The sequence below is a fragment of the Agromyces soli genome, assembly GCF_022811605.1.
Lineage (GTDB): Bacteria > Actinomycetota > Actinomycetes > Actinomycetales > Microbacteriaceae > Agromyces > Agromyces soli.
This window is the reverse complement of sequence record NZ_CP094533.1, coordinates 923,490-948,228: the sequence shown is the minus strand read 5'-3', so window position 1 is coordinate 948,228 and position 24,739 is coordinate 923,490. Positions and strand designations below refer to the sequence as shown.

The window sequence follows — 24,739 nt, the reverse complement described above, 5'->3', positions numbered from 1 at the left end:
ATACCGTGCTCGAAGCGGCACCGCCGCGATCTACGCCGATGATGTCGTAAGGAGAAGGTGCATGTCTTGGACCGTTCGGTCGCAGGCCTGGAGGGCGGCGCTCGTCGCAATACTCGTGGCGGGGATGTCCGCCGTCGCGCTCGAGGCCACTCCCGCACAGGCAGTCACGCCCGGGTCGTGGGAGGTGGCGCAGCCTGGTGCGACGGGTACGTGCGGGGGCACCCGTGCGGCGCTCGCGCTCGACTCGAACGGGCGCCTCACGCTGGCCGCCGCGCGAGACTGCGTTGCGGCGCTTGATCCGGGTCAGTTGGCGTTGCGTACGACCTCTGTCGACTTCACGCAGCAGCTCGACTTCGTGGCGCGTTCGGACCGCACGGTCTTCGACGACTACACGATGGTCTCGGGGAAGTCGCGGCAACGGTCTCGTGCGGCCACCATCTCCACCTTCACCTTCGCTCGCGGCGGTGTCCAACTCGTCGTCATCGTCCGCGTGTCTCAGAGCGGCGTTGCCGTGCGCTATGCGCTCCCGAACGCTGCGACCGTGATCGATGATGCAACCGAGTTCCAGTTTCCTTCCGATACCTCGATCACGACCGCTCGATACGCGGGCCCGCACGAGACCCCGTGGGGAACGACCACGGTCGGAGCACTCGGCGCGGGGAGCTACGAGTTCGGCAGTGTGCTGCGGCGGAGCAACGGCATGGCCGTGCAGTTGGCGGAAGGCGATCCCGACGGCACGTTCCCGGGAGGTGCGCTCAACCGTTGGGGGGCGTCCGGGTTCGAGGTCGCGCTCGCGACGGCGTCTGTCCCCATGGCGGCCGGGGCGGTCACTCCATGGCGGGTGGTTTCGGTCGGTTCGCCCGCGGACCTCTTCCAGTCCACGCTCGTCGACGATGTCGCACGGCCGTCGAAGATCACCGATACTTCGTGGATCAAGCCTGGCATCTCTGCATGGAACTGGCTCGACGGCTACGAAGCCGGGCAGGCTTCGCTCGCTCAACAGAAGGCCTGGGTCGACTATGCATCGAAGCAAGGGTGGGCGTACTCGCTGGTAGATGGAGGCTGGAAGGGGCAGAGCTGGGTCCCCGAACTCGTCGCGTATGCGGCGGAGCGCAATGTCGGCATCCTGCTCTGGGTCCACTCAGCAGACCTCGAGACGGCGGCCCAGCGCGAGTCAACGTTCACCACCTTCCGCGACTGGGGCGTCAAGGGCGTGAAGATCGACTTCATGGACAGCGACTCCCTGAGCCGCTATGCCTGGTACGAAGCGACGCTCGAAGACACTGCGCGGTTCCAGCTCATGGTCGACTTCCATGGCTCCCGTCTTCCGCAGGGCTCTTCGCGCACCTGGCCGCATCTGCTCACCTCTGAAGCGATCCGCGGAGGAGAGTTCCTCGGCGATCGCACCATCGCTCATGTCGCGGCCGCGCCATTCACCCGCGGCGCTCTCGGCGGAACCGACTACACACCGCTCGGCTTCCAGAACGGCAAGCCGAACAGCGACGCAGTCGAGCTTGCACAAACTGTGCTCTACGACACGGGCCTCCTCTTGCCCGCGGGGACGAGGAGCTCGTATGCCGCGCGTCCGATCAGTGAGTGGTGGATGCGATCCGTTCCGGTCGTCTGGGACGAGACACGACTGGTCGGCGGCACGCCCGAGACCGGGGCCGTGGTCGCCCGTCGGAGCGATGAGCGCTGGTACCTCGGCGCGATGAAGGCGGGTGCCCCCGGCAACATCACCTATTCGACCGCGTTCCTCGGCTCCGGGCAGTGGCTGGCCGAGGTGGTTGACGATGCGCCGAACGGTACCCTTCGCCGGACCACCCAAGTCGTGACCGCGGGGGCGGCGCTCACCATTCCGACAGCGGTGGCGAATGGAGGCCACGCCATCAGATTCACCCGGGTCGTCAGTGCCCCGGCTGAGGCGACGCGCATTCGGCTCGACGGAAGCGGTCTCGCTCTGAACGTCGCGTACGCCAGCAGCTCGAATGGCGCGGCTATCGTCCAGTGGCCGGCGAGCGCCGACCCGAACAGCTCCTTCTCGGTGGCGCCTCTCGGCGATGGCTATGTGAGGATCATCGCGAAGCACAGTGGTCGCGACGTCGTCATCCTCGACGCCGGCACATCTCCCGGCGCGGTCGCTGTCCAGCACGACTACGGCAACGCAGCGGTCGCGAACGATGAATGGCTCCTTGAAGACGCTGGGGGCGGCAGGTTCAGGATCGTCAACCGCCTCAGCGGTCTCGTTCTCGCGGCTGTGGACTCCGACTGGGGGACGCAGCTCCGGCAGGTGCCGTATCGAAGCGGCGACACCGGACAGCTCTTCTGGTTCGGGTGAGCGAAAGGGGTCCTGGGGCGCCGCTCTATGCTTCCACCATGGTGAACCAGTCGGGCTACCAGGACCCCCTCGGTGTGCTGCGCAGTGTGCCCGAGGGGCGTCGCGCCAAGATCGCCGAACTCATCAACCTCATCGCGGCGAAGGGGGCGATGTCGCGGGCCGAGGCGATGGGTGAGCTCGGATGGTCGCGAACGTTGGTGACGCGGGTCGCGACGGTGCTGCTGGACGAAGGCCTGCTTGCGGAGGACGTTCCGGCTGGTTCAGGACGCCGAGGTCGCCCGACAGCGCAGCTTCGATTGGTGGTGGGTCGGGCCGCGACGATCGGAATCGACTTCGGCTATCGCTCGGTGCGTACCATCCTCGCGAGCGTCGACCACACCATCCTCGCCTCCGACGAGCGCGAACTCGGCGACGACTACGGGCCCGACAGTGGACTGGCCCGCGCGAGACAGATGATCGACGGCATGCTCAAGGATGTTGGAGTCGACTGGTCGGACATCGTCGGAGCAGGCATCGCGATCAGCGGCCCGATCGATTACGAGAACAACGCGCCCTCGCTGGACAGCTTGCTCCCGCATTGGGGTGGTGACGTCGTCGCCAGAGCGCGCGAACACCTTCCCTGTCCCATCGTTCTGGGGAATGACACGCGTCTGGCGTGCTACGCGGAGCTGCTCTGGGGCGCCGGCCGGGACTTCGACAACTTCCTCTACGTCAAGTTGCACTCCGGCGTGGGAGGGGCATTCGTGCTGAATCGTCGCATCGTGTCCGGTGCTTCAGGTGTTGCCGGAGAAGTCGGTCACATGGTGGTGGTACCCGGCGGGGAGCGGTGCCGTTGCGGCGGTCGCGGCTGCCTGGAGACGGTCGTCGGAGTGCCCGCCATCATGCGCGGTCTTTCCATCGCATACGGGCACGAACCCGACTGGCGCGAAGTGCTCCAGCGGCTCCGGTCGGGCGACGCGGCGACGCAGGAGGCGTTCGGCGATGCTCATGAGGTGATCGGCCGCGCAACGGCCTCGCTCTGCAACATCCTCAACCCAGCCGCGGTCATCCTCGGTGGCGCGCTGAGCAGAGCATCCAACGACATCGAGGGGCAGGTTGCGGAGGGGATCCGGTCACACGCGCTTCCGGCGTGCGCCGAGACGCCCGTGCGGCTCGGCGCGCTCGGGCGAAGCGCGGCTGCTCTCGGCGCGGTGGGCGCGGTCCTGATGAAGGGCATCGTCTAGGCAAATTTCTGTTCATTGACGCAAAAATAGCGTCGCCCATAGGGTCTGGAGCGTTACCCGAACTGCCGGCCCGACAGCGATTGGCGCCGGCGCGTTATTGCACAAAGGAGAGCAATGATCAATCGTCTTCGCTTCGGCGCCACGGCCCTCGTCGCTGTCGCCGCGCTCACATTGACCGCGTGCCAGGCGGGCGGCCCCGCTTCAGCAGAGAAGCCCGCCGAATGCGACGGGGTCAGCCTCACCAAGGTCGGCTACTCCCCGTATTCGAACACCGGCGGCTACTTCCCGTTCGTCGAACGAGGTCTCAAGGAGGCATTCGAGCCCTGCGGGATCGCCGTGACCACCTCGGACCCCGACGCCGACTCCGGCAAGCAGGTCAGTGGGATCGAGAACCTCGTGGCGGCCGGTGCCAAGGCAGTGGTCATCACTCCGACCGATCCGAAAGCGGTCAGTCCGGTGGCGAAGCGACTCACCGAGCAGGGGGTCCTCGTCGTTGGGCTTGCGACCTCGATCCCTGAGGCGGACATCACGTTCAATCTCGATGACCGTGCCTTCGGGATGATCGAGGGTACGAGCGCGGGCACGTGGCTCGAAGAGAACCGGCCGGAGGAGAAGCCGAAGGTCGCGATTCTCCATCAGGACTCCGGCGGTGAACCGCTGCTGGACCGTCACCAGGGGGCGATCGACGGTATCGACGAAGTCCTCGGTCAGGGCAATTGGGAGTTGGTGAGCGAAGTCGAAGCCTTCCAGGAGGACACGGGCAACGCACAGACGTCGGTGATCCTGCAGGCGCACCCCGACCTGGACCTCATCATCGGCCTCAACGACTCCAGCGCACTCGGCGCGGTGTCGGCCATCAAGTCCAGTGGTCGCACCCCGGGCAAGGATGTCGGGGTGGTCACCGGTGGAGAGGACAAGCGAATCCTGGAGTACGTGCTCTCGGGCGAGGTCGCTTCGACCGTCGGCCTGTTCCCCGTCAAGCAGGGCAACATCATCGCCGAAACGATTCTGAAGAAGTCGCGGGGCGAGTCCGTCGAGCGGGAGCAGATCGTTCCCGCGGAGCTCGTCACGAGCGAGAACGCTCAGAGCATTCTCGACTCGCTCTCATGACCAGTCCGCTCATCGAGGTGGATCAGGGAACACCTGCCCTCCGCGTGGAGGGAGTGGGGAAATCGTTCGGGGGCGTTGCCGCGCTGACGGGCGTTGACCTCACGATTCGAGCCGGCGAGGTTCTCGGACTTGCTGGCGCCAACGGCGCCGGCAAGTCCACCCTGATCAACGTGCTCACCGGACAGTTGATCCCGGACACCGGCACGCTGTCCGTGCGCGGAGTCGAGGTCACTCTCGACGCGCCTCGCCGTGCGGCCGACCATGGCATCGGGGTCGTGAGACAAGAGCTGGACCTTGTCCCCGACTTGAGCATCGCAGAGAACCTCGCTCTCGGTGACGAGCGGAGATTCCGGCGCCACGGCACGCTCGATCGCTCGGCGATGAGCCGAGCCGCTGCGAAGGCGCTGAAGCGAGTCGGACTCGACCTCTCCCCGTCCATCCTGGTCAGGGACCTCGCGATCGGCGATCAGCAGCTCGTGGCCGCTGCTCGTGCGCTGCGCTCATCCGGCACGGTGCTGCTGCTCGATGAACCCACATCATCGCTTACGCCCTTCGAAGCCGAACGCCTCTTCGCTGTGATGCGCTCCCTCCGCGACCAGGGGGTCGGCGTGGTGTTCATCTCCCACCGACTCAACGAGGTCGCTGAGCTCTGCGACCGCGTTGTCGTGCTGAGAGACGGACGGGTGGCCGGCGAGTTCGGTGTCGACGCAGCGAGCATGGGCGACGTGGTGGAGGCGATGGTTCCCGGCGCGCAGCTCCTGAGTCGCCGGATGGACCGCCCGGCACTCGGAGGCACCGTGCTCTCGGCGGCAGGGCTGGAAGTTCATGGACGTGCGCCGATCGACTTCGATCTGCGCAGCGGCGAGGTGGTCGGGCTCTTCGGGCTCGTGGGGGCGGGGAAGTCCTCGCTCGGCCGGGTGCTCGCCGGGCTGATGCCGGCATCGGCCGGGACGATGACGATCTCCGGGCAACCGTATCGGCCGCGGAGCGCAGCCGATGCCTTCGCAGTCGGGGTCGCCTGCCTCTCCGAGGATCGGCGGTCGGAGGGGATCCTCCCGGGCCTCAGCGTCCGCCAGAACATCACGGTCCGCGCACCGCGCGACACCGCACGCGGTGGCGTACTGCGGGACAGTGCGATCACCAGACTCGTACGCGAGATGTTCGACCGGCTGCGTATCAAGGCGGCGAGCGACTCCCTGGACATCCGAGACCTCTCGGGGGGCAACCAGCAGAAGGTCCTCCTGGCCCGGCTGCTCGCAGAAGAGCTCAGCGTGCTCATCTTGGACGAGCCGACCCACGGCATCGACGTCCGGGCCAAGCACGATCTGCTCACCACCGTGGGCGAGCTCACGCGCAAGGGCATCGCGGTGCTCATGGTGAGCTCGGAGATCCCTGAGCTCCTCGCCGCGTGCGACCGCATCCTCGTGATGCGGAAGGGCCGCGTCGTCGCCGAACTGGCCGCCGATGAGGCAACCGAACAACTTCTCATGTCAGCTGCCACTGGAGGCACCCGATGACCATCGCATCAGTCGAACCTGAGGCGCCGACCACCTCCCGGACTCGACGAATCGACCCGACCCTGCTCGTGCTCCCGGCCGCGCTGGTTCTCATGGTTGCCGTGTTCGCGATCCTCTCGACGACCTTCTTCACCGTCGACAACCTGTTCGTGATCCTGCGCCAATCCGCCGTCCTCGGCGTGGCGGCGATCGGCGGAACCATGATCCTGATCGCGGGCCGCCTCGACATCAGCCAGGGCGCGATCATCGGTGCGTCCGGCATCGTCTGCGTCGCTCTCATGCAGGCGGGCCTCCCAGCCGCGATCGCCATGCTCGGAGCGGTGCTCCTCGGCGCCCTGCTCGGCCTCGGGAACGGCCTCTTGACCGAGGGCTTGCGGATTCCCGGCTTCATCGCCACGCTGGCGACGGCGTTGGTGATCCGTGGGGCTGCGCTCTTCTTCACCGGTGGTCAATCGATTGCTGCGCCGACCACGTCCGGTTTCGACCTCCTCGCATGGGTGGGGGTCGGGTCGATCGGCCCGATTCCGGTCAGCGTGCTCCTCGTGCTCATCGCCTACCTCGTGGCTCAGTTCGTCATGCGCAAGACGGCGTGGGGGATGCGGACATACGCGATCGGGTCCTCGGCGCGGGCGTCCAGGACCGCCGGAATCCGAGTACGGCGGCAGGCGATTCAGATCTTCGTGGTCGCAGGGGCGCTCTCTGCGGTCGCCGGCGTCCTTCTCGCCGGGCGCCTCGGTTCCGGGGCCCCCAGCAACGGTACCGGCGCAGAGTTCGACATCTTCGCGGCCGTCGTGCTCGGCGGGACGTCGCTCTTCGGTGGGCGGGGAAGCGTGATGCGATCGTTGCTCGGTATCGTGTTCCTCGCGGTGCTCAGCAACGGTCTCGTGATCCTCAACGTGTCGTCGTACGTGCAGGGGATCGCAACTGGAGTGGTGCTGATCATCGCCCTCGGTATCGATCGGTGGCGGGCACGTGACGACGACTGAGTTCGTCAGTATCGACCCCGAGCTGGCCGCGACGATCGCAGGTGCCGAACGTCCCGAGCTGTCTGGCGACCTCGCGCGCGCCCGACATCTCATGGGGTCGGCGGGGCTCCCGATCGCCCAAGCCGAGGCTGCGTACGGCGAGCGAGTGGAGGTCTCCGAGCAGATCATGTCGCTCGAGGATCGCTCGTTGGAGGTGCGCGTCTACCGCCCCCGGAACGTCGCCGCGCCGACGCCTGCGCTGTTGCTGCTCCACGGGGGCGCGTTCGTCGGGGGAGACCGGGGCGCGGAGCACGCGCGGAGCTTGCGATTCGCGGCCGAGGCCGGCTGCATGGTGGTCAGCCCCGAGTATCGGCTCGCGCCCGAGCACGCGTACCCGGCCGCACTCGAGGACACCCTGGCGACGCTGGAATGGATGCAAGCCGCCGCCCGTGGAATCGACCCCGAGCGCGTGGGGATCGCCGGCGTCAGCGCTGGAGGTGCGCTTGCCGCGGGTGCCGTACTGAAGCTACGGGATCAGGGCCGGCGCCGTCCCCGCGTGCTGATGCTGCTGTTCCCCGCGCTCGATGACCGGTTGCGGTCGAAGTCGGTCATCGAACTGACCGATTCACCGGTCTGGGACGCGGCGAACACGCGAGAGATGTGGGCGTTGTACCTGCGAGGTGGTCAGGCTGACCAGTATGCGGCGCCAGCGCGCGCCGAACGGCTCGGCGGGCTCCCGCCCAGCTACGTCCTTGCCGCCGACCGCGACCCGCTCCGGGACGAGGCATTGGACTTCGCGAGCCGCCTGGTCGAGGCTGACATCCCGGTGGACGTCCGGCTCTGGTCGGGAGCGTTCCATGTGTTCGACCAGCTGGCGCCCGAGGCCGCGCTTGCGCGGCGGGCTCTCGACGATCAGGTTCTGTTCCTCAACCGGTATCTGCGTTCGTGAACGGACACGCAACAGGACGCTCGACCCGACCAATGGGGCGACGCGGGGAAACGCCGCCGGCGCCAGCCGTCGGTCGTGGGCGCGCTTCCGACTTGTGCCCGACCGCCTCCGACCGGGTCCGCAGGCCTCGCCGAGGCGCCTCGAACCTAGCCCGAGTGCCCCGGCAGGTCGGTCGGCAGCAGCGGGCGCATGAAGGTGCGTTCGTACCTGAGCACGCAGCCGCTCGCGTCGCGGATGCGATCGGCCGCGATGAACTCGGGGTCGACCCCGAACCGTGCGCGGTACTGCTCGTAGGCGGCCAGCGACGGGAACGAGAACAACGCCAGCGCCCGGTCGCTCGCCCCCTCGGCGGGCAGGAAGTACCCGTGGTGGATGCCGCCGTGCTCGGCGACCAGTCGCATCCACGCCTGGGCGAACTGCTCGAACGCCTCGGTCTCGGCCGGATCGATCGTGTAGTCGACGACGCAGGTGATCACCACGGCCTCCTTCCTCGGTCAGAGCTCCATGCTCGCAGCCCCCGCGGACACCCGGCCGCCGGACTTCTCGGCCCGTCGTCCGAGCGCGGGGCTGTCGGCGAGCTTCAACCAGACGACGCCGCCGATGATGAGGGCGAGCCAGAGCGCCTTCACCGGGGTCATGGTCTCGTCGAAGAACACCGGACCGAGGAGCGCCGCCCCGACCGCACCGATGCCCGCCCAGACGGCGTAGCCGATGCCGACGTCGATCGAGCGCAGCGCAATGCTGAGGAAGAGGAGCGTGAGGACGAAGAAGCCGATGGCGACGAGCGACCACACGAGGTCGGTGAACCCGGCGCTGCCGTTGACGCTCAGGGCGTAGCCCACTTCGAAGGCGCCGGCGGTGACGAGGGCCGCCCAGGCCCGTCCGGTGCGGGTCCGAGGGGAGGAGGAGTCGATGGTCATGATTGGTGTCCGTTTCCGTGAGAGATGGTCGTGAGGTCGAGGCCCGCTCAGACGCTGCTGGCGAGGTTGAGTCCGATCACGCCGGCGATGACGGCCGCGATTCCGATCGCCTTCTGCTTGGTGAGCCGCTGCTGGAAGAACAGCGCGCCGACGATGACGATCCCGACGCCCGCGACCGAGGTCCAGATGGCGTAGCCGACGCCGACGTCGAAGGTGAGCAGGGCGAGGCTCAGGAAGAAGGTGGCGATGCCGCCGCCGAGGAGGGTGGCGATCGTCCACCAGAGGTTCCTGAAACCGTCCGCCTTGCCCGCGGCGAAGCCGACGAACACCTCGAAGACGACGGCGATGCCGAGTGCGATCCAACTCATGTTCGGTCCTTTCGGGAGAGATAACTGTCTGTACATGCAACGAAATAGGCAAGCGGTGTCGACGGATGATGCGCCGGGGCCTACCCGATCCGCTCGCCGAGCTCGCCCAGCGCCCGCTTCGTCGCTCCGGTGTCGAGCTGCGGGAACCGGGCGGCGAGCTGGCCGAGCATGCTCGCCAGGTGCGCGTCGGCGGCGGGTCGGGCGTCGGCCAGCAGTCGCTCGCCGGCCTCGTCGATGACGGCGTAGACCCCGCGTCCGTCGTCGGCGCAGAGGTCGCGCCGGGCGAGCCCTTTCGCCTCGAGGCGGTTGACGAGGCGGGTGACTGAGCTGGCATTGAGTCCGATGCGCTGGGCGAGTTCGTTCACGCGGAGCTCCTTGTCGCTCGCCCGACTCAGCAGCTCGAGCGCCCGCAGCTCGGTGGCGCTCACGCGGAAGGCGTCGCCGAGCCAGCGATCGAGCTCCGAGTCGACGGCCGAGGCGAGGAGCGAGAGCTGCGCCCAGGCATCCGCCGTGGTGACCGCCGAGATCGAATCTTCAAGTTGCTTGCGCATGCAGTTACTTTATCGGGTAGCCGATGGGCCGTGTCAAGCGCGTCTTCGAAGCGGGTCGGTTCGGTCGTCTCCGCGCATCGGTGGCAGGATGGCGCCGCGAGTGCCGAGGCCGAGCACGGCGAGGAGAGAAGGAGCGTGCCGATCATGCAGGGTGAGCGGTTGATCCCCCGGCGCACCGAGGCGTCGCGCGCCGCCACGGCGAGGGTGGACGTCGTCATGGACCTGACCTCCCGGCTGAACGTGCTGCGGCACCGCGACGTGGAGACGCGCAATGCGTTGCTCGCCGAGATCCTGGGGCGGCCACTGCCGGCGACGGCCGTGATCCTTCCACCCTTCTACTGCGACTACGGCCTCGGCCTCGAGCTGGGGGAGCACGTCTTCGTCAATCAGAACTGCTCCTTCTTCGACCTCGGCGGCATCGCCATCGGGGATCGCAGCATGATCGGCCCCGGCGTCACCCTCTGCACCGCGGGGCATCCGGTGGCTCCGGGCGAGCGGTTCGACGGCATCACGACCGCCCCCATCGTGATCGGCGAGAACGTCTGGCTCGGGGCGAACGTCACGGTCGCACCCGGCGTGCGGATCGGATCGGGGTCGGTCGTGGCCGCCGGTGCGGTGGTGGCGAAGGATGTGCCGCCGAACCACCTCGTCAGCGCCGCGGGGCAGGTCGTGCGTCGCGACCTCGGCGGCGCCTAGGCCTGCTCGGCCGCCCAGCGCCCGAGCGCGGTGATCGCATCCCGCAGGGCGAGGCCGCGCTCGGTCAGGGCGTACGCCCGGGTGTTGTGCTTGAGCGGCAGGCGGTACAGCACGCCGGCCGTCTCGAGCTCCCGCAGGCGCATCGCGAGCATGTTCGTCGGTGCCCCGAGCTCGCGCTGCAGGTCGCCGTAGCGCTGCGGGCCGTCGAGCAGTTGCTCCACGATGCGGAGCGCCCAGCGCGAGCCGACGATCTCCAGGGCGGCGGCGAGGTCGCTCACGCCGTCGGATCGGCGTCCGGCTTCATCCAGAACGGCGAGTAGTGGTAGCCGTCGGGGTCGTCGAACTGGCGCTGGTACATGAAGGGGTAGTCGTCGATGTCGCCGATGCGGCCGCCGGCGGCGCGGGCCCGTTCGACGAGTTCGTCGACCGCTTCGCGGCTGGGGAGGTCGAAGGAGACGGTGACCTTCGAGGGGGTGTCGGGTCCGCCGATCAGCTCCTCGGTGCCGCCGACGCTGGCGTACATCTCGCGGCTGGAGAGCATGACGTACTGCTCGGGGGCGATGGCGAAGCAGGACACGTTGTGGTCCGACATCTCGGTGTTGAGAACCCAGCCGAGGGCGGTGTAGAAGGCGGTCGCGCGCTCGACGTCCGCGACGGGACAGCTGATGAAGAGACTCATGGGGTCATACTTGTAAAATAAAAGTGCTGCGTCAAGACCTCCCGTCGGATCCGGCGGTGAACGCGAGGCACCGCTCGCGCCGCGCGCTCGGCTCCGCCCCGCTACCCTGACTGAGGTGACCCGCAGCCAGGGCGGCGCCTTCACGAGGCGCCCGCGTGAAGACCGTCGCGAGGAGCTCCTCGACGCCGCCGTCGCGCTCGCGTTCGAGGACGGCCTCGGCAAGGTCACGGCGCGCCGGGTCGCTGCGCGCGTGGGGGTGGCGCAGGGGTTGGTCACCCACTACTTCGGCTCGATCGACGAGCTCTTGGCGGCGGCCTTCGAGCGGGCGTCGGAGGCCGAGCGGGATGCGCTCGATCCGCGGCCCTCGGGCGATCCGGTCGCAGACCTGCGACGTATCCTCGAGTTCTACGTCTCCCACGAGCGCGATCCCTCCGCGCTGCTCTGGCTCGACGCCTGGCGCGAGAGCGCCCATCGCCCGGCCGTGCGGCAGGCGGTCATCCGCCAGATGGAGGGCGACGTCGCGGACCTCGACGTCATCATCGAGGCGGGCATCACCAGCGGGGTCTTCCCCGAGGCATCGGCGAAGACCTCGATGCGCATCATTGCCCTCGTCGACGGGCTCGCCGCGAACGCGGCCGTCCGGGCGGGACTGGACGAGCCCACCATCGACTACGCGAACGTCACCGACTTCGTCTTCAGCACATCGGAGCGGGAGCTCGGCCTTCCCCCGGGCGCACTGCGCCCGGCCTGACCGCGCCGCCGCACCGGCTTGTTGACCGATAGGTCAACAAGCGCTAGCCTCCTGTGTGCTTGGACTTGGCCTCAAGGCCAATAACGCGAGGAGGCGTTCACGATGGCGGAACGAGGGACGACCGGGCTGCAGCCTGCGGAGACGGCCGCGCGGGAGGTCAACACCCGCGCCGGGCGGGTCGAGCAGCACGGCACCGACCACATTCCCGTGATCGAGCGGCACGGCACCCCGCGCAGTCTCTTCGCGGTGTGGGCGGGATCCGGGGTGACGTACCTGTACTTCGTGCTCGGCGGCATCCTGGTGCTGCTGGGCCTCGATGCGTGGCAGGCTCTCGCCGTCGTGGTCGCCGGCAATCTCTTCTTCATCGGCGTGGGGTTCCTCGCCATCAGTGGACCGCGCGCCGGCGTGCCCAGCGAGGTCATCACCCGCAGCTTCTACGGTGTGCGCGGAAACCGAGTCGTGAACGTCGTCCTCGGTTGGCTGATCGGCGTCCTCTACGAAGCGATCAACCTCTCGGTCGGCGCCCTCGTGGGCTTCACGCTCGTGCGCTGGTTCGCCCCGGATGCCCCGGACGCGGTCATGGCGGCGATCGTGATCGGGCTCGCGCTGCTCACCTTCACGATCAGCGTCTACGGCCACGCGACGATCCTGAAGATCAGCGGCTGGGTGATGTGGGCCCTGCTCGCCGGGATCGCCGTGCTCGCGTGGTTCGTGCTGACGAACGCCGATCTGACGTACGTGCCCGACGGCGGGGTCCTCGAGGGCGTCGAGCTCTGGGCCGCGGCGGCCGCCGGCTTCACGATCATCGCCTCGGCACCGCTCTCCTGGCTCGTCGGCGCGGACTATTCGCGCTACCTGCCGGAGCGGTCAAGCCCCGCGAAGGTCGCCTTCTGGACGGCCCTCGGCGGGTTCCTGCCCGCGGTGGTGATCGGCTCGCTCGGCGTCCTCGCGGGCACCGTCGTCGACATGTCGGTGCCCGAAGAGTCCATGGCCGAGATCGTGCCCGCGTGGTTCTATCCGATCTTCCTGCTGGTGGTCGTCATCGGCTCGATCACCAACAACGCGCTCACCGCGTACAGCACCGGCCTCGCCCTCATGGCGTCGGGCATCCAGTGGAAGCGTTCGGTGACCGTCGTGTTCGACGCGGTGATCGCCGTCGCGCTCACCCTCTACGCGCTCTTCGTCTCCGACTTCCTCGGGACCGTGAGCGGGCTGCTGGAGATCAGCATCGCGGTGCTCGCACCCGCCCTCGGCATCTACGTCGTCGACATCCTCCTGCGACGCAACCGCTACGACGGGATCGCCCTGCAGGACGAATCCCGCGACGGTCCCAACTGGTACTCCGCCGGCTGGAACCCCGCCGGGTGCATCGCCCTCGGCGTCGGGAGTGTGGTGACCGCCCTGTGCGTGAACACGACGTTCTACACCGGCCCGATCGCGGCGGCCCTCGGTGGGGCCGATGTCTCCCCGTTCGTCGGCGTCCTCCTCGGCGGCGGGCTGTACGCGGTGCTCGCCCCGCGCACGATCCGGCGCTCGGCGGCCGCACTCCCGAGCGGCACGCACGAGGTGCCCGCCACCCGAGCCGAGCGGGTCGGAGCCTCCGAGTGAGCCAGGCGGATCTCGGCACCGTCGAGCGGTGGTTCACCGCGGTCCACCTCGGGGAGGGCGTCACGCGGATCGACGAGCCGAATGTGCACGAGGTGCTGCGGGGCAACATCTGGCACGTTCGAGGTGCCGCCCGCGACCTCGTGGTCGACGCCGGCCTGGGGGTCGCCTCGCTTCGCGACGAGCTCCCCGAACTGTTCGCGAACGACCCGATCCTCGTCGTGACCCACGCCCACCTCGATCACATGGGTGGCGCGCACGAGTTCGGCGACCGCCGCGCGCACGCCACCGAGCCGCTCGGCGAGCCGCGCGGCACGTCCATCCGCGGGCCCGAGCTCGCCGAGCAACTCGGCCTCGACGAGGAGCTGCCGGAGCTGCTGCTCACTGCGCGACCGGCGGGGTTCGATCCCGACGGATACCGTCTCCGCCCGGCGCCGGCGACGATCCGCCTCGTCGACGGCGACGCGATCGATCTCGGCGACCGACGGTTCACCGTGCTCCACCTGCCGGGGCATACGCCCGGTTCCCTGTGCCTGCTCGAGGAGGCGACCGGCACGCTCTTCAGCGGAGACGTGATCTACGACGACGTGCTGCTCGACGGGCTGCACGAGTCCGACCGGGGCGACTACGCCACGAGCCTCCGCCGGCTGCGCGGGCTCCCGGTGCGCACCGTGCACGCCGGCCACGGCGCATCATTCGACGGCGAGCGGTTGCGCGAGCTGATCGACGCGTACCTCGGGGACTGAGCGGACGCGCGGCGCCGGCCCCGTCTCGCGGCGCTCGCGGGCCAGGCGCTCACGGGCCTCGCCCTGACCAACGAGGAGCAGGCCTCGCACGGACTGCCGTCGGTCGGCCTCGGCGAGTACCTGCTGTCCTCGCAGTTCGTGGTCGACGCGGCGGAGAACTGGCAGTCCGAGTACCTGCAGCGGAGCAGGCCGAGCACGGCCAGGCCGCGGTCGACTGGCTCGGCTACGCCGTCTCGGCCGACTTCTGGAACCGCACCCTGCAGAACTGGCAGTCCGAGTTCCTGGCCGTCGGCAGCATGGTGGCGTTCTCGATCTTCCTGCGACAGCGGGGCTCGTCCGAGTCGAAGCCCGTGGGAGCGCCGCACGAGGCGAGCGCCGTCGCTGCCGAGTGATCGACCGGTGGACAACCCCGGACCCCGTTCGGGGGGCTTCCGGTGCCGCCCCTGGTGCTGACGGCCGCCGGCTGGATACGGTGATGCCGTTCCGGGGGGCGACCAGGCGCGCCCCGGAATCGGGAAGGCGGTGGAGTTGTGGTGAGCACTCGAACTGGTCGATCGCGGGCCTTCAGGGCGATCGGGGCGCTGGCGGTCGCCGCGCTGCTGGCGGTGCCGACCGCGGCCCTCGCGGCGCCCGAGCTCGGCGATTCCGCCTACATCGGCGCGCGGCAGGGCTACGCCGGCACGGGCGCCTTCCCGATCTACCTCGACACCCCGGCCGATCCGTCGGCGCCGGGGGAGCCGGACCTCTGGGCCTTCTGCATCGAACACGACGTGACGGCGCGGACCGGGCTCGAGGGAACCATCGGCGGGGCCGACGACTACCTCGGCGACAACTTCTTCACCGACCCGGTCGTGCAGGGCAAGGTGCTCTGGATCCTCGCGCACAGCTATCCGGCGGTCTCGCTGGCGGACCTCGGCACGGCCGCCGGGGCGCCCGGGCTCGACGCCAGCGACGCCTTCGAGGCGACCCAGTACGCGATCTGGCGGTACACGGACCTCGGCTTCGACGCGGCCTGGCCGTGGGAGACGCCCAACTCGGAGGCGGTCTACCACTATCTGGCGGACGGGGCCGAGGCGAGCGGCGGACTCACGCCGGCGGAGCTCTCGATCACCCTGTCGATCACCGGCCCATCCGGCCCGCACGAGGCCGGCACGCTGGTCGGTCCCTTCACCGTGACGACGGATCGGCCGAGCCTGCGCGTCACCGCGGATCCGGCGGTCGCCATCACCGACGCCGCCGGCACCCCGATCGACGCGGACGCCGTCGTCGACGGCCAGGAGCTGTACCTCGACCTGCGCGACGCGGACACGAGCGGCACCGCGACCGTCACCGCCACCGCCGACGGCTCGACGGTCGGCGGCCGCATCGTCTCGGTGCCGACGACGCCGGGCGGCACCCCGAGCGAGGCTTCGCACGCGCAGACCATCGCCCTCGTTGCCCCCGCCGGCGCGGTCTCCACCGCCAGCGCCACCGCGGAGTGGGTCGGCACCGCAGTCCCGCCCGTGATCGGCACCACGCTCGTCGACGCGGCGGACGGCGACCAGACCCTGCCGTGGAACGGCGGCACCGCGACCGACACGATCGCGTACCAGCACCTCACCCCGGGCGTCGAGTACACGGTGTCCGGCGAGCTCATGCGCAAGAGCGACGGGTCCGCGACGGGCATCACCGGCTCGGCCACGTTCACGCCGATCTCGCCGGACGGCACGGTCGACGTGTCGTTCACGGTGCCCGCCGGCTATGCCGGTCAGCAGCTCGTCGCCTTCGAGACGCTGACGCAGGCGGGGGTCGCCGAGCCCGTCGCCGTGCATCACGACCTCGCGGACGCCGCTCAGACGGTGACGGTGGAGGCTGCGCCAGTGGTTCCGGGCGAGCCGGCGCCCGCCCAGCACGGCGGGGCGAAGGAGCTCGCGGAGACCGGGAGCCCCATCGCCGGACCGGCGCTCGCCGCCCTGCTGCTGATGGCGCTGGGACTCGCGCTCACTCCGGCAGCGGCTCGCCGTCGTCCGGTTCGGAGGTGACCAGCAGGCCGGTGTTCGTCGACGCGACCCCGGCGAGCTGGGCCAGCCAGCGGCGGTTCAACCGCGGTGGGCGGTTGCCCGCGTAGACGAAGGCGAGCTCGGTGCCCGGCCCGATGACGACGGTGCGGGCGCCGCCGTCGAGTCCGCTGCCCAGGGTCAGACTGAAGGTCTCCGAGCGTCGGAGCTTGTCGAGGATGACCACCTGCAGGTGCGCGAGGGTGCGGTCCGGGACCTCGAAGTCGCGGGTGCTGTATCCGATCCTGCCCATCCGCGGACCGTACGCCCACCGCACGGGCCGCGCGAGCGCGTTGACATCTCAGCGAGGCTGTGCGCCGACTGCCGAGCACCCGCGTGTCAAGCCGCTTCTGCGCGACCCGGGTCCGCGATGGACTGGAGTCAGCACCCCAGGAACGGAGGACCCATCGTGCCCGCAGCCGATCCCGAACAGCGCCGTGAGCAGCTCACCGCGGCCCCGAAGGCCGACCCCGGCGACGCCGCGCCGCGCGTGACGGTCACCGAGACCGACGAGGACGTGACCCGCATCGACGTCGCCGACTCCGCGGCCGTCCGGCCGGGCAAGCCTGGCCCGAGCCGCGAGGAGTAGCGACCACCGTCGTCCGGCATCCGCCTTCGGCGCTCCTGCACGACTCGCGGAATACCCCCCGAGGGTATATCGTTGTCACGTGCACAGGTACCCCGACGGGTACGAGCGGCGAAAGGGAGAAGCGATGACCGCCAACGAGTACCAGGTGACCGGCATGACCTGCGGGCACTGCGAGCTGTCGATTCGCGAAGAGGTCGGCGAGCTCGCCGGCATCCAGGAGATTCAGGTCAGTGCGCAGACCGGCCGGCTCGTCGTGAGCTCGGCCGACGAGATCGACGACGCCGCGGTGCTCGCGGCCGTCGAGGAGGCCGGCTACTCGGCCGTGCGCATCTGATGCGCGCCGGGGCACGACTGGCCCTCTACGGGGCGGGGCTCGCGGTGGCCTTCGGCGGCGCCTACGCGCTCGCCGGGGTCGTCGTGCCCGACTCCCTCGTGACGGCCTGGGCGGAAGGAAGCGACATGGAGACGCACGGCGAAGACCAGAACACGCACGGCGGGGCCGGCGCCGAGACGGCGGCGCACGCGCCGAACGGCGTCTCGATCGACGCGGCCGGCTACCTGCTCTCCTCAGTGACCGCGCCCGGCTCGGTCGGCGAGGCGGGCGAGCTCCGCTTCCAGGTGCTGGATGCCTCGGGCGAACCCGTCATCGAGTACACGACGTCGCACGAACGCGAGCTGCATACCATCGTCGTGCGCTCCGACGGCGCCGGATTCCGGCACGTGCACCCGGCCCTCGACGAGGCGAGCGGCGTCTGGTCGCTCCCCTGGACGTGGGACGCGGCCGGCAGCTACCGGCTCTACGCGGACTTCACGCCGGCGGGCGATGACGCCGAGGGCGTCACCCTCAGCCGCACGGTCGACGTCGCGGGCGAGTACGCCCCCGTCGCCGCGGAGCCGAACCGTCGCAGCGAGGTCGACGGCTTCGTCGTCACCCTCGACGGCGAGCTGGCCGCGGGCGCCTCGAGCGAGCTCACCCTCACGGTGGAGCGCGACGGACGACCCGTCGCCGAGCTCGAGCCGTACCTGGGCGCCTTCGGGCACCTCGTGGCGCTGCGCCAGGGCGACCTCGCCTTCCTGCACGTGCACCCCGAGGGCGAGGAGCCCGACGCCGGTGCGACGGGCGGGCCCGAGATCGCCTTCGCCGCCAGCGCCCCGACGCCCGGCCGCTACCTGCTCTACCTCGACTTCCAGGTCGACGGACAGGTGCACACGGCCGAGTTCGTGGTCGACGCCTCGGCAGCAGCGGGGGAGGCGCACCGATGAGCACCGCAGCACCGCTCGGAAGCAGCACCGGCGCCGGCGCCGGCACCGGCATCGAGCTCGAGATCGGCGGCATGACCTGCGCCTCCTGCGCGAACCGCATCGAGCGCAAGCTGAACAAGCTCGACGGCGTGCAGGCGACCGTCAACTACGCCACGGAGAAGGCGAAGGTCACCGTGCCAGAGGGCTACGACCCGGCACTGCTGATCGCCGAGGTCGAGAAGACGGGCTACACCGCCCTCCTGCCCGCCCCGAAGACGAGCGAGCGGGCTCGCGACTCGTCGGCCGACGACGCCGACCACGACCCCGAGCTGACCTCGCTGCGCCAGCGGCTCATCGGCTCGATCGTGCTCACCGTGCCCGTCATCGCGATGGCGATGATCCCCGCGCTGCAGTTCACGTACTGGCAGTGGGCCTCGCTCGCCCTCGCCGCGCCCGTCATCGTCTGGGCCGCCTGGCCGTTCCACAAAGCCGCGTGGACCAACCTCAAGCACGGTGCCGCGACGATGGACACGCTCATCTCGATGGGCACCTCGGTCGCGCTGCTCTGGTCGCTCTACGCCCTCTTCTTCGGCACCGCGGGCGTGCCCGGCATGACCCACCCCTTCGAGTTCACGATCGCGCCCTCCGACGGTGCCGCGAACATCTACCTCGAGGTCGGCGCGGGCGTGACGATGTTCATCCTCGCGGGCCGCTACTTCGAGAAGCGCTCGAAGCGGCAGGCCGGGGCCGCGCTGCGCGCCCTGCTGGAGCTCGGCGCCAAGGAGGTCTCGGTGCTGCGCGACGGCGCCGAGGTGAAGATCCCGGTCGAACAGCTCGCGGTCGGCGACGAGTTCATCGTGCGCCCGGGCGAGAAGATCGCGACCGACGGGGTCGTCGTCTCCGGCAGCTCCGCGGTCGACGCCTCGATGCTCACGGGCGAGTCCGTGCCGGTCGAGGTCGCCGCGGGCGACCCGGTCACGGGCGCCACCGTGAACGCGGGCGGCCGGCTCGTCGTGCGGGCGACCCGCATCGGCTCGGACACCCAGCTCGCGCAGATGGCGAAGCTCGTCGAGGACGCCCAGACGGGCAAGGCCGAGGTGCAGCGCCTCGCCGACCGCATCTCCGGCGTCTTCGTGCCGATCGTGATCGTCATCGCCTTCGTCACGCTCGGCGCGTGGCTCGGCGCCGGCTTCCCGGTCGCGGCGGCCTTCACCGCCGCCGTCGCGGTGCTCGTCATCGCGTGCCCCTGCGCGCTCGGCCTCGCGACCCCGACCGCGCTCCTCGTGGGCACGGGCCGCGGCGCGCAGCTCGGCATCCTGATCAAGGGACCCGAGGTGCTCGAGTCGACGCGCAAGGTCGACACCGTCGTGCTCGACAAGACCGGCACGGTCACCACCGGACGGATGACCCTCGTCGACGTGATCACCGAGTCGGGCGTCGACCGGGCCGAACTGCTCCGCTTCGCGGGCGCGCTGGAGGATGCCTCGGAGCACCCGATCGCGCAGGCCATCGCGAAGGGGGCCACCCAGGAGGTCGGCCGACTGCCCGTGCCCGAGGACTTCGCGAACGTCGAGGGCAAGGGCGTGCAGGGCATCGTCGACGGGGCATCCGTCGTCATCGGCCGCGAGTCGCTGCTCGCCGACTGGGCGCTGGCCCTGTCCCCGGAGGTGGCGGCCGCCAAGGCGCACGCCGAGGGCGAGGGCAAGACGGTCGTCGCCATCGGCTGGGACGGGCGGGCGCGGGGCATCCTCGTGGTCGCCGACACGGTCAAGCCGACGAGCGCCGAGGCGATCGCCCAGCTGAAGGAGATCGGGCTCACTCCCGTGCTCCTCACCGGCGACAACGAGGCCGTGGCCCGCCGGATCGCCGCCGAGGTCGGCATCGAGCAGGTCTACGCCGAGGTGCTGCCCCGGGACAAGGTCGACGTCGTCGCCCGCCTCCAGGCGGAGGGCAAGGTCGTCGCCATGGTCGGCGACGGGGTGAACGACGCGCCGGCGCTCGCGCAGGCAGACCTCGGGCTCGCGATGGGCACTGGCACGGACGTCGCGATCGAGGCATCCGACCTGACCCTCGTGCGCGGCGACCTGCGCAGTGCGGTCGACGCGATCCGGCTCTCCCGCAAGACCCTCAGCACGATCAAGACGAACTTGTTCTGGGCCTTCGCCTACAACACGGCGGCCATCCCGATCGCGGCGCTCGGCATGCTGAACCCCATGCTCGCCGGCGCGGCGATGGCGTTCTCGAGCGTGTTCGTCGTCGGCAACAGCCTGCGGCTGCGCGGCTTCCGCAGCGTCGCCAAGGACTGAACCCGGGCGACCGCGGTCATCCCGGTCGCGCTTCCACTCCAACCGAGACACGAAAGGTACATCATGACGAACGACCCCCAGGCGGCCTCCTGCTGCAGCACGGGCATGACGGCGAGCGACGTCGCCCACACCGCCGCGGTCAGCGGCCACGGCAAGGCGAACCTGCTCGGCGGCGGCAGCGGCGCAGCCGGCTCCGCCGACGACCAGACCACCTGCCCCGTCATGGTCGGCAGCCCGGTCAGCAAGGCCGCGGCCGAGGCCGTCGGGCTGTTCCGCGACTACGAGGGCGAGCGCTACTACTTCTGCTGCGCCGGCTGCGGGCCGGCCTTCGACGCCGACCCGGCCAAGTACGCGGCGAACGTGGCGTAGCGGCGGGGCCTGCTCGCCGGATGTTGAAGGTGGCCGGGGTCCGAAGCTCCCCCGAACCTGCGGACCACGCCGGCCACCTCAATTGCTTTGTTTCCACCTGAGGGCAAAGCGTTACAGGCGAATCCAAGATTTTTTGGAGATTCTCGGGACGGCCCGGATTCGAGCTGAATCCGGGCCGGCTCAGGGCCGGGTCGCGGTGGCTCAGGGCCGGGTCGCGGCCTCGAGCAGCTCCAGCAGGTGTCGGTACGGGCGGCCCGTCGCCCGGGTCATCCCGATCTCGCAGGTGCGGTTCGCCGAGACGTGCCAATCGGCGTCGGCGGCGATCACCTCGGCCGCCTCGCGGGCGGTCGCGCTCGCCGAGAGCTCCGGGTGCAGGAGCCCCCGGTCGCCCGCGAACGCGCAGCAGCTCCAGTCGTCGGGCAGCACGACGTCGGCCGCGACGGCGTGCGCGATCCGGTCGATCGCGCCGCCCGCGCCGAGCGCCGTCGTCGAGCAGGTGTGGTGCACGGCGACCCGGCCGACGGGCGCCGTCACGTCGAGCCGGGGCAGGATCCGCTCCGCGGCGAACTGCGTCGCGTCGACGAAGCGCAGCGCCGGCGCCTCGCGGCCCGCGACGGCGGCGAGCTCCTGCATCGTCTCGAGCCCTTCGGTGCAGGAGGCCGCGTCGCAGACGATCGGCAGCCGGCCGCCGTCGCTCGCAGCGAGGAGGGCGGGCAGCACCCGCTCCGTCATCGCCCGGTAGCCGTCGAGGTAGCCCTTCGACTTCCACGGCGTGCCGCAGCACAGCGAGCCGATGCCGTCCGGCACGACGAGCCCGATGCCGGCCCGCTCGGCGAGTTCGAGCAGCGCCGCGGTCGCGCCGATGCCGCCGGGCTCCGGGCCGAACATCGTGCCGATGCAGGCCGCGAAGAACACCGCCTCGGCCGTCGCGGGGTCGCCGCCGGGTTCGGGGCGCTTCGCGCCGCCGCGCGGCAGGCCGCCGTCGTACTCGGGCACCGTGTCGCGGCCGAGGAGTGCCCGGCCGACCGTCGTGGCCGCCTTCGGCAGCGCCGCCGGCAGCGTGTTCGCGACGGTGAGCGCCGCACCGCCGAGGCGGGTCACGGGGCCCCAAGCCGCGGCGGCGGCCGACCAGCCGGCGTTCAGGACGGGGTTCCGGCGCTCGGCGCGCAGCCGCCGCACCAGGTCGCCGGTGTTGATGTCGACCGGGCAGGCGATGGCGCAGAGTCCGTCGACGGCGCAGGTCTGCTCGCCGTCGTACTCGTAGTCGTCGCGGAGCTCGGCGGCGAGGGCGGTGTCAGCGGCCGCCTCGGCGCTCGCGATGTCGCGGCGGAGGGCGATGCGCTGGCGGGGGGTCAGCGTGAGGTCCTTGCTCGGGCACGTCGGCTCGCAGTAGCCGCACTCGACGCAGCGGTCGACCTCGGCCTCGACCGTCGGCACCAGCTTCAGGTTGCGCAGGTAGGAGTCGGCCTCGTCCGAGAGCACCACGCCGGGGTTCAACAGCCCGCTCGGGTCGAACAGCCGCTTCACCTCGCGCATGATCGCGTAGAGCTCGTCGCCGTACTGGCGGCGCACGAACGGCGCCATGATGCGCCCGGTGCCGTGCTCGGCCTTGAGCGAGCCGCCCTGCTCGAGCACGAGCTGCACGAGGTCCTCGGTGAAGCGCTCGTAGCGGGCGAGCTGCTCGGGGTCGTCGAAGCGCTCGCCGAGCATGAAGTGCAGATTGCCGTCCTTCGCGTGCCCGAAGATCACCGAGTCGTCGTAGCCGTGCGCGGCGAAGAGTTCGATGAGCCGCTCGCAGGTGGGCAGCAGCCGCTCGACGGGTACGACGATGTCCTCGAGCAGGGCGGTGGTGCCGCTCGGGCGGGCGCCCGCGACGGTCGTGTACAGGCCCTTCCGCACGTGCCAGAGCGCGGCCCGCTCGGCGGCGTCGACGGTGAACGCGGCGGGCGCGGCGAGCGGCAGCGCGTCGAGCAGCGGTGCGGCGCCGGCCAGCGCGGCATCGAGGGCCTCGGCGGTCTCCGCCTGGTACTCGACGAGCAGGGCGGTGTGGCCGTCGACCGCGAGGGCGGCGATCTGCGCGGGCACGTCGGCGGCCCGCTGGGCGACGAGGAGCGACGTGGCATCCATCAGCTCGATCGTCGCCGCGCCCGTCGCGACGAGTCCGGGCAGCGCGGCCGTGGCCTCGCGCAGCGAGGGCAGCACGAGCAGTGCGGTCGCCGCACGGGGGAGCAACGGAACGGTCTCGAACACCGCCTCGGCGACGAAGGCGAGGGTGCCCTCGCTGCCGACGACGAGGTGCTCGAGGATGCGAACCGGTTCGGCGAAGTCGAGCAGGGCGTTCAGGCCGTAGCCCATGGTGTTCTTCATCGAGAACTGCTGCCGCACGCGTTCGACCGAGGCGGGGGAGGCGAGCAGGCGCTCGCGCAGTCGCAGCAGGCCCGCGTGCAGTTCGGGCTCGCGGGCGGCGAGGATCTCGGCCGCATCGGGCGCCCCAGTGTCGAGCACGGTGCCGCTCGGCAGCACGAGCCGGAGCGAGGCGATCGTGCGGTAGGCGTTCTGGGTGATGCCGCACGCCATGCCGCTCGAGTTGTTGGCGATCACGCCGCCGATGGTGCAGGCGATCTCGCTGGCCGGGTCGGGGCCGAGCTTGCGGCCGTGCCGCGCGAGCCGCTGGTTCACCTGGCGCACGGTGGCGCCGGGTTCGACGCGAACGGTGCGTCCCTCGTCGCCGACGCGGATGCCCCGGAATCGCGCGCGGGTGTCGACGAGCAGCTCGTCGGTCACGCCCTGGCCGGACAGGCTCGTGCCGCCGGAGCGGAACGTCACGCTGCGGCCGGCGGCCCGCGCGGCGGCGAACACGCCCGCGACCGCCTCGGCGTCGTCCGGGGTGACGACGGCCTCGGGCACGAAGAGGTAGTGCGAGGCGTCGTGGGCCTTCGCGAAGCGGTCGATGGAGCGCTGGCTCACCGCGACGCGCTCGCCGAGGAGGGCGGAGTCGAGGACGCTGGCGACGGCGGCAGGCGACATGAGGAGCTCCAGATTGTTAGACAAGTATACCGAGATGGTCGGACAAGTATACTGACGCGCGGCGGAAGGGCGAGCGCATGGTCGAGGGGATCCGGGTCACCGGCGTGGTCGACGCCGTCGCCGAGGCGCTGCGTGCGGCCGCGATCGGCGGCGAGCTCGAGCCCGATCGCCCGGTCACCGAGGCCTGGGTCGCCGCCCGCTTCGCCGTCGCCCGGCCGAGCGCCAAGGCCGCGATCGAGAAGCTCGTCGGCGAGGGCGTGCTCGAGCGCACCGCGCACCGGAGCGCCAGAGTGCGTCGGCTCGACGCCGACGCGGTGCGCGACGTCTACCGCACCCGGCGCCGCATCGAGAGCGCCGCGATCCGCGAGCTCGCGGGGGAGCGGAGGCGGCCGGATGCCGCGGCCGAGGCGGATGCCGAGATCGCCGCGCACCTCGGCGGCTCGAGCGTCGACATCGTCGACCCCGACCTGCGGTTCCACTCGGCGATCGTCGACGCCCTCGGCAGCGAGCGAACGAGCCGCGCCTACCGCTCGCTCACCGAGGAGGTGCGGCAGTGCATGGCGCAGGTGCAGGGCCGCGGGCTGATCTCGGTCGACACGATCCTGGCCGAGCACGAGCGCATGCTGGAGCTCATCGCGGCCGGCGACGGCGAGGCCGCCGTGGCCGTGCTCGCCGAGCACCTCGGCCGGGCCGAGGAGCGCCTGGCCGCCGTGGTCGCCACCCCGTAAGCCGCCTCCAATTCCCGACGTGCC

General features: G+C 70.5%; 26 protein-coding genes and 1 pseudogene. 19 read left to right on the top strand and 8 right to left on the bottom strand.

All coding sequences use genetic code 11. From position 1 onward, the window contains the following. The first annotated feature begins 61 nt into the window (after nt 1-61). The 6 genes from MTP13_RS04485 to MTP13_RS04460 all read left to right on the top strand — a co-directional run bounded on the left by MTP13_RS04485 (nt 62) and on the right by MTP13_RS04460 (nt 8,102). On the top strand, nt 62-2,338 hold the full coding sequence (locus MTP13_RS04485) for a glycoside hydrolase family 97 protein (protein ID WP_243569909.1): 2,277 nt from the start codon (nt 62-64) through the stop codon (nt 2,336-2,338). A gap of 38 nt (nt 2,339-2,376) precedes the next feature. Beyond that, entirely contained in the window at nt 2,377-3,561 is a 1,185-nt protein-coding gene (locus MTP13_RS04480) for an ROK family protein (protein WP_243569908.1), read from the top strand. Between the two features lie 114 nt (nt 3,562-3,675). Beyond that, nucleotides 3,676-4,671 carry a sugar ABC transporter substrate-binding protein gene (locus MTP13_RS04475; protein ID WP_243569907.1) on the top strand — a complete coding sequence of 332 codons (996 nt, stop codon included), beginning with the start codon at nt 3,676-3,678 and terminating at the stop codon, nt 4,669-4,671. Beyond that, nucleotides 4,668-6,188, top strand: a complete 1,521-nt coding sequence (locus MTP13_RS04470) for a sugar ABC transporter ATP-binding protein (protein ID WP_243569906.1) — start codon at nt 4,668-4,670, stop codon at nt 6,186-6,188. The genes MTP13_RS04475 and MTP13_RS04470 overlap by 4 nt, the downstream gene beginning before the upstream one ends. Then, on the top strand, nt 6,185-7,174 hold the full coding sequence (locus tag MTP13_RS04465) for an ABC transporter permease (protein ID WP_243569905.1): 990 nt from the start codon (nt 6,185-6,187) through the stop codon (nt 7,172-7,174). Before MTP13_RS04470 ends, MTP13_RS04465 begins: the two co-directional genes overlap by 4 nt. Next, nucleotides 7,161-8,102: an alpha/beta hydrolase gene (locus MTP13_RS04460; RefSeq protein ID WP_243569904.1), complete on the top strand. Its 942-nt coding sequence runs from the start codon at nt 7,161-7,163 to the stop codon at nt 8,100-8,102. The genes MTP13_RS04465 and MTP13_RS04460 overlap by 14 nt, the downstream gene beginning before the upstream one ends. Before the next feature lie 146 nt (nt 8,103-8,248). Here the strand turns inward: MTP13_RS04460 and MTP13_RS04455 are convergent, their stop codons facing one another. The 4 genes from MTP13_RS04455 to MTP13_RS04440 all read right to left on the bottom strand — a co-directional run bounded on the left by MTP13_RS04455 (nt 8,249) and on the right by MTP13_RS04440 (nt 9,941). Next, a complete protein-coding gene (locus MTP13_RS04455) occupies nt 8,249-8,581 on the bottom strand; it encodes an NIPSNAP family protein (protein WP_243569903.1) in 333 nt (110 codons plus the stop codon). Between the two features lie 15 nt (nt 8,582-8,596). Next, nucleotides 8,597-9,022, bottom strand: coding sequence for a DMT family transporter (locus MTP13_RS04450; RefSeq protein ID WP_243569902.1), 426 nt, complete (start codon nt 9,020-9,022; stop codon nt 8,597-8,599). A 47-nt stretch (nt 9,023-9,069) separates the two neighbouring features. After that, on the bottom strand, nt 9,070-9,390 hold the full coding sequence (locus MTP13_RS04445) for a DMT family transporter (protein WP_243569901.1): 321 nt from the start codon (nt 9,388-9,390) through the stop codon (nt 9,070-9,072). 80 nt (nt 9,391-9,470) lie between these two features. Continuing rightward, nucleotides 9,471-9,941, bottom strand: coding sequence for a MarR family winged helix-turn-helix transcriptional regulator (locus MTP13_RS04440; RefSeq protein ID WP_243569900.1), 471 nt, complete (start codon nt 9,939-9,941; stop codon nt 9,471-9,473). Between the two features lie 30 nt (nt 9,942-9,971). Here MTP13_RS04440 and MTP13_RS04435 point away from each other — a divergent pair, with 30 nt between their 5' ends. Next, nucleotides 9,972-10,637 (top strand): DapH/DapD/GlmU-related protein, encoded by a 666-nt coding sequence (locus MTP13_RS04435; RefSeq protein WP_243569899.1) that lies wholly within the window; start codon nt 9,972-9,974, stop codon nt 10,635-10,637. On the opposite strand, the gene MTP13_RS04430 is transcribed toward MTP13_RS04435, so the two are convergent. Together MTP13_RS04430 and MTP13_RS04425 are read right to left on the bottom strand one after the other, a co-directional pair. Then, nucleotides 10,634-10,915 (bottom strand): winged helix-turn-helix transcriptional regulator, encoded by a 282-nt coding sequence (locus MTP13_RS04430; RefSeq protein ID WP_243569898.1) that lies wholly within the window; start codon nt 10,913-10,915, stop codon nt 10,634-10,636. The genes MTP13_RS04435 and MTP13_RS04430 overlap by 4 nt on opposite strands. Further along, the gene (locus tag MTP13_RS04425; protein ID WP_189083937.1) at nt 10,912-11,316 is read right to left on the bottom strand and encodes a VOC family protein; all 405 of its coding nucleotides are present in this window, start codon (nt 11,314-11,316) and stop codon (nt 10,912-10,914) included. Before MTP13_RS04425 ends, MTP13_RS04430 begins: the two co-directional genes overlap by 4 nt. 115 nt (nt 11,317-11,431) lie before the next feature. Here MTP13_RS04425 and MTP13_RS04420 point away from each other — a divergent pair, with 115 nt between their 5' ends. The 6 genes and pseudogenes from MTP13_RS04420 to MTP13_RS04400 all read left to right on the top strand — a co-directional run bounded on the left by MTP13_RS04420 (nt 11,432) and on the right by MTP13_RS04400 (nt 16,439). Then, the gene (locus MTP13_RS04420; RefSeq protein ID WP_243569897.1) at nt 11,432-12,067 is read left to right on the top strand and encodes a TetR/AcrR family transcriptional regulator; all 636 of its coding nucleotides are present in this window, start codon (nt 11,432-11,434) and stop codon (nt 12,065-12,067) included. Between the two features lie 102 nt (nt 12,068-12,169). Beyond that, nucleotides 12,170-13,675 (top strand): purine-cytosine permease family protein, encoded by a 1,506-nt coding sequence (locus tag MTP13_RS04415; protein ID WP_243569896.1) that lies wholly within the window; start codon nt 12,170-12,172, stop codon nt 13,673-13,675. After that, nucleotides 13,672-14,418 carry an MBL fold metallo-hydrolase gene (locus tag MTP13_RS04410; protein WP_243569895.1) on the top strand — a complete coding sequence of 249 codons (747 nt, stop codon included), beginning with the start codon at nt 13,672-13,674 and terminating at the stop codon, nt 14,416-14,418. Before MTP13_RS04415 ends, MTP13_RS04410 begins: the two co-directional genes overlap by 4 nt. Before the next feature lie 63 nt (nt 14,419-14,481). Continuing rightward, nucleotides 14,482-14,538: pseudogene (locus tag MTP13_RS18255) on the top strand (hypothetical protein); the annotation flags it as partial. A gap of 38 nt (nt 14,539-14,576) precedes the next feature. After that, a complete protein-coding gene (locus tag MTP13_RS18250; RefSeq protein ID WP_341681684.1) occupies nt 14,577-14,810 on the top strand; it encodes a DUF6766 family protein in 234 nt (77 codons plus the stop codon). 141 nt (nt 14,811-14,951) lie between these two features. Beyond that, nucleotides 14,952-16,439: a VaFE repeat-containing surface-anchored protein gene (locus MTP13_RS04400; RefSeq protein ID WP_243569894.1), complete on the top strand. Its 1,488-nt coding sequence runs from the start codon at nt 14,952-14,954 to the stop codon at nt 16,437-16,439. Here the strand turns inward: MTP13_RS04400 and MTP13_RS04395 are convergent. Further along, nucleotides 16,399-16,707: a DUF7882 family protein gene (locus MTP13_RS04395; protein WP_243569893.1), complete on the bottom strand. Its 309-nt coding sequence runs from the start codon at nt 16,705-16,707 to the stop codon at nt 16,399-16,401. The two genes, MTP13_RS04400 and MTP13_RS04395, sit on opposite strands and share 41 nt — an antisense overlap. A 156-nt stretch (nt 16,708-16,863) precedes the next feature. On the opposite strand from MTP13_RS04395, the gene MTP13_RS04390 reads away from it, so the two are divergent. The 5 genes from MTP13_RS04390 (at nt 16,864) to MTP13_RS04370 (ending at nt 20,960) form a co-directional block, all read left to right on the top strand. Continuing rightward, nucleotides 16,864-17,043: a hypothetical protein gene (locus tag MTP13_RS04390; RefSeq protein WP_243569892.1), complete on the top strand. Its 180-nt coding sequence runs from the start codon at nt 16,864-16,866 to the stop codon at nt 17,041-17,043. 124 nt (nt 17,044-17,167) lie between these two features. Next, complete coding sequence (locus MTP13_RS04385) at nt 17,168-17,377, top strand: heavy-metal-associated domain-containing protein (protein ID WP_243569891.1); 210 nt, start codon at nt 17,168-17,170, stop codon at nt 17,375-17,377. Further along, nucleotides 17,377-18,306: a heavy-metal-associated domain-containing protein gene (locus tag MTP13_RS04380; RefSeq protein ID WP_243569890.1), complete on the top strand. Its 930-nt coding sequence runs from the start codon at nt 17,377-17,379 to the stop codon at nt 18,304-18,306. Before MTP13_RS04385 ends, MTP13_RS04380 begins: the two co-directional genes overlap by 1 nt. After that, on the top strand, nt 18,303-20,591 hold the full coding sequence (locus tag MTP13_RS04375) for a heavy metal translocating P-type ATPase (RefSeq protein ID WP_243569889.1): 2,289 nt from the start codon (nt 18,303-18,305) through the stop codon (nt 20,589-20,591). Before MTP13_RS04380 ends, MTP13_RS04375 begins: the two co-directional genes overlap by 4 nt. Nucleotides 20,592-20,654: 63 nt before the next feature. Next, nucleotides 20,655-20,960 carry a YHS domain-containing protein gene (locus MTP13_RS04370; protein ID WP_243569888.1) on the top strand — a complete coding sequence of 102 codons (306 nt, stop codon included), beginning with the start codon at nt 20,655-20,657 and terminating at the stop codon, nt 20,958-20,960. Between the two features lie 201 nt (nt 20,961-21,161). Here MTP13_RS04370 and MTP13_RS04365 read toward each other — a convergent pair whose 3' ends face one another. Continuing rightward, nucleotides 21,162-23,987, bottom strand: a complete 2,826-nt coding sequence (locus MTP13_RS04365) for an FAD-binding and (Fe-S)-binding domain-containing protein (protein ID WP_243569887.1) — start codon at nt 23,985-23,987, stop codon at nt 21,162-21,164. Between the two features lie 77 nt (nt 23,988-24,064). On the opposite strand from MTP13_RS04365, the gene MTP13_RS04360 reads away from it, so the two are divergent. Beyond that, on the top strand, nt 24,065-24,715 hold the full coding sequence (locus tag MTP13_RS04360; protein ID WP_243569886.1) for a GntR family transcriptional regulator: 651 nt from the start codon (nt 24,065-24,067) through the stop codon (nt 24,713-24,715). Nucleotides 24,716-24,739 lie beyond the last annotated feature (24 nt).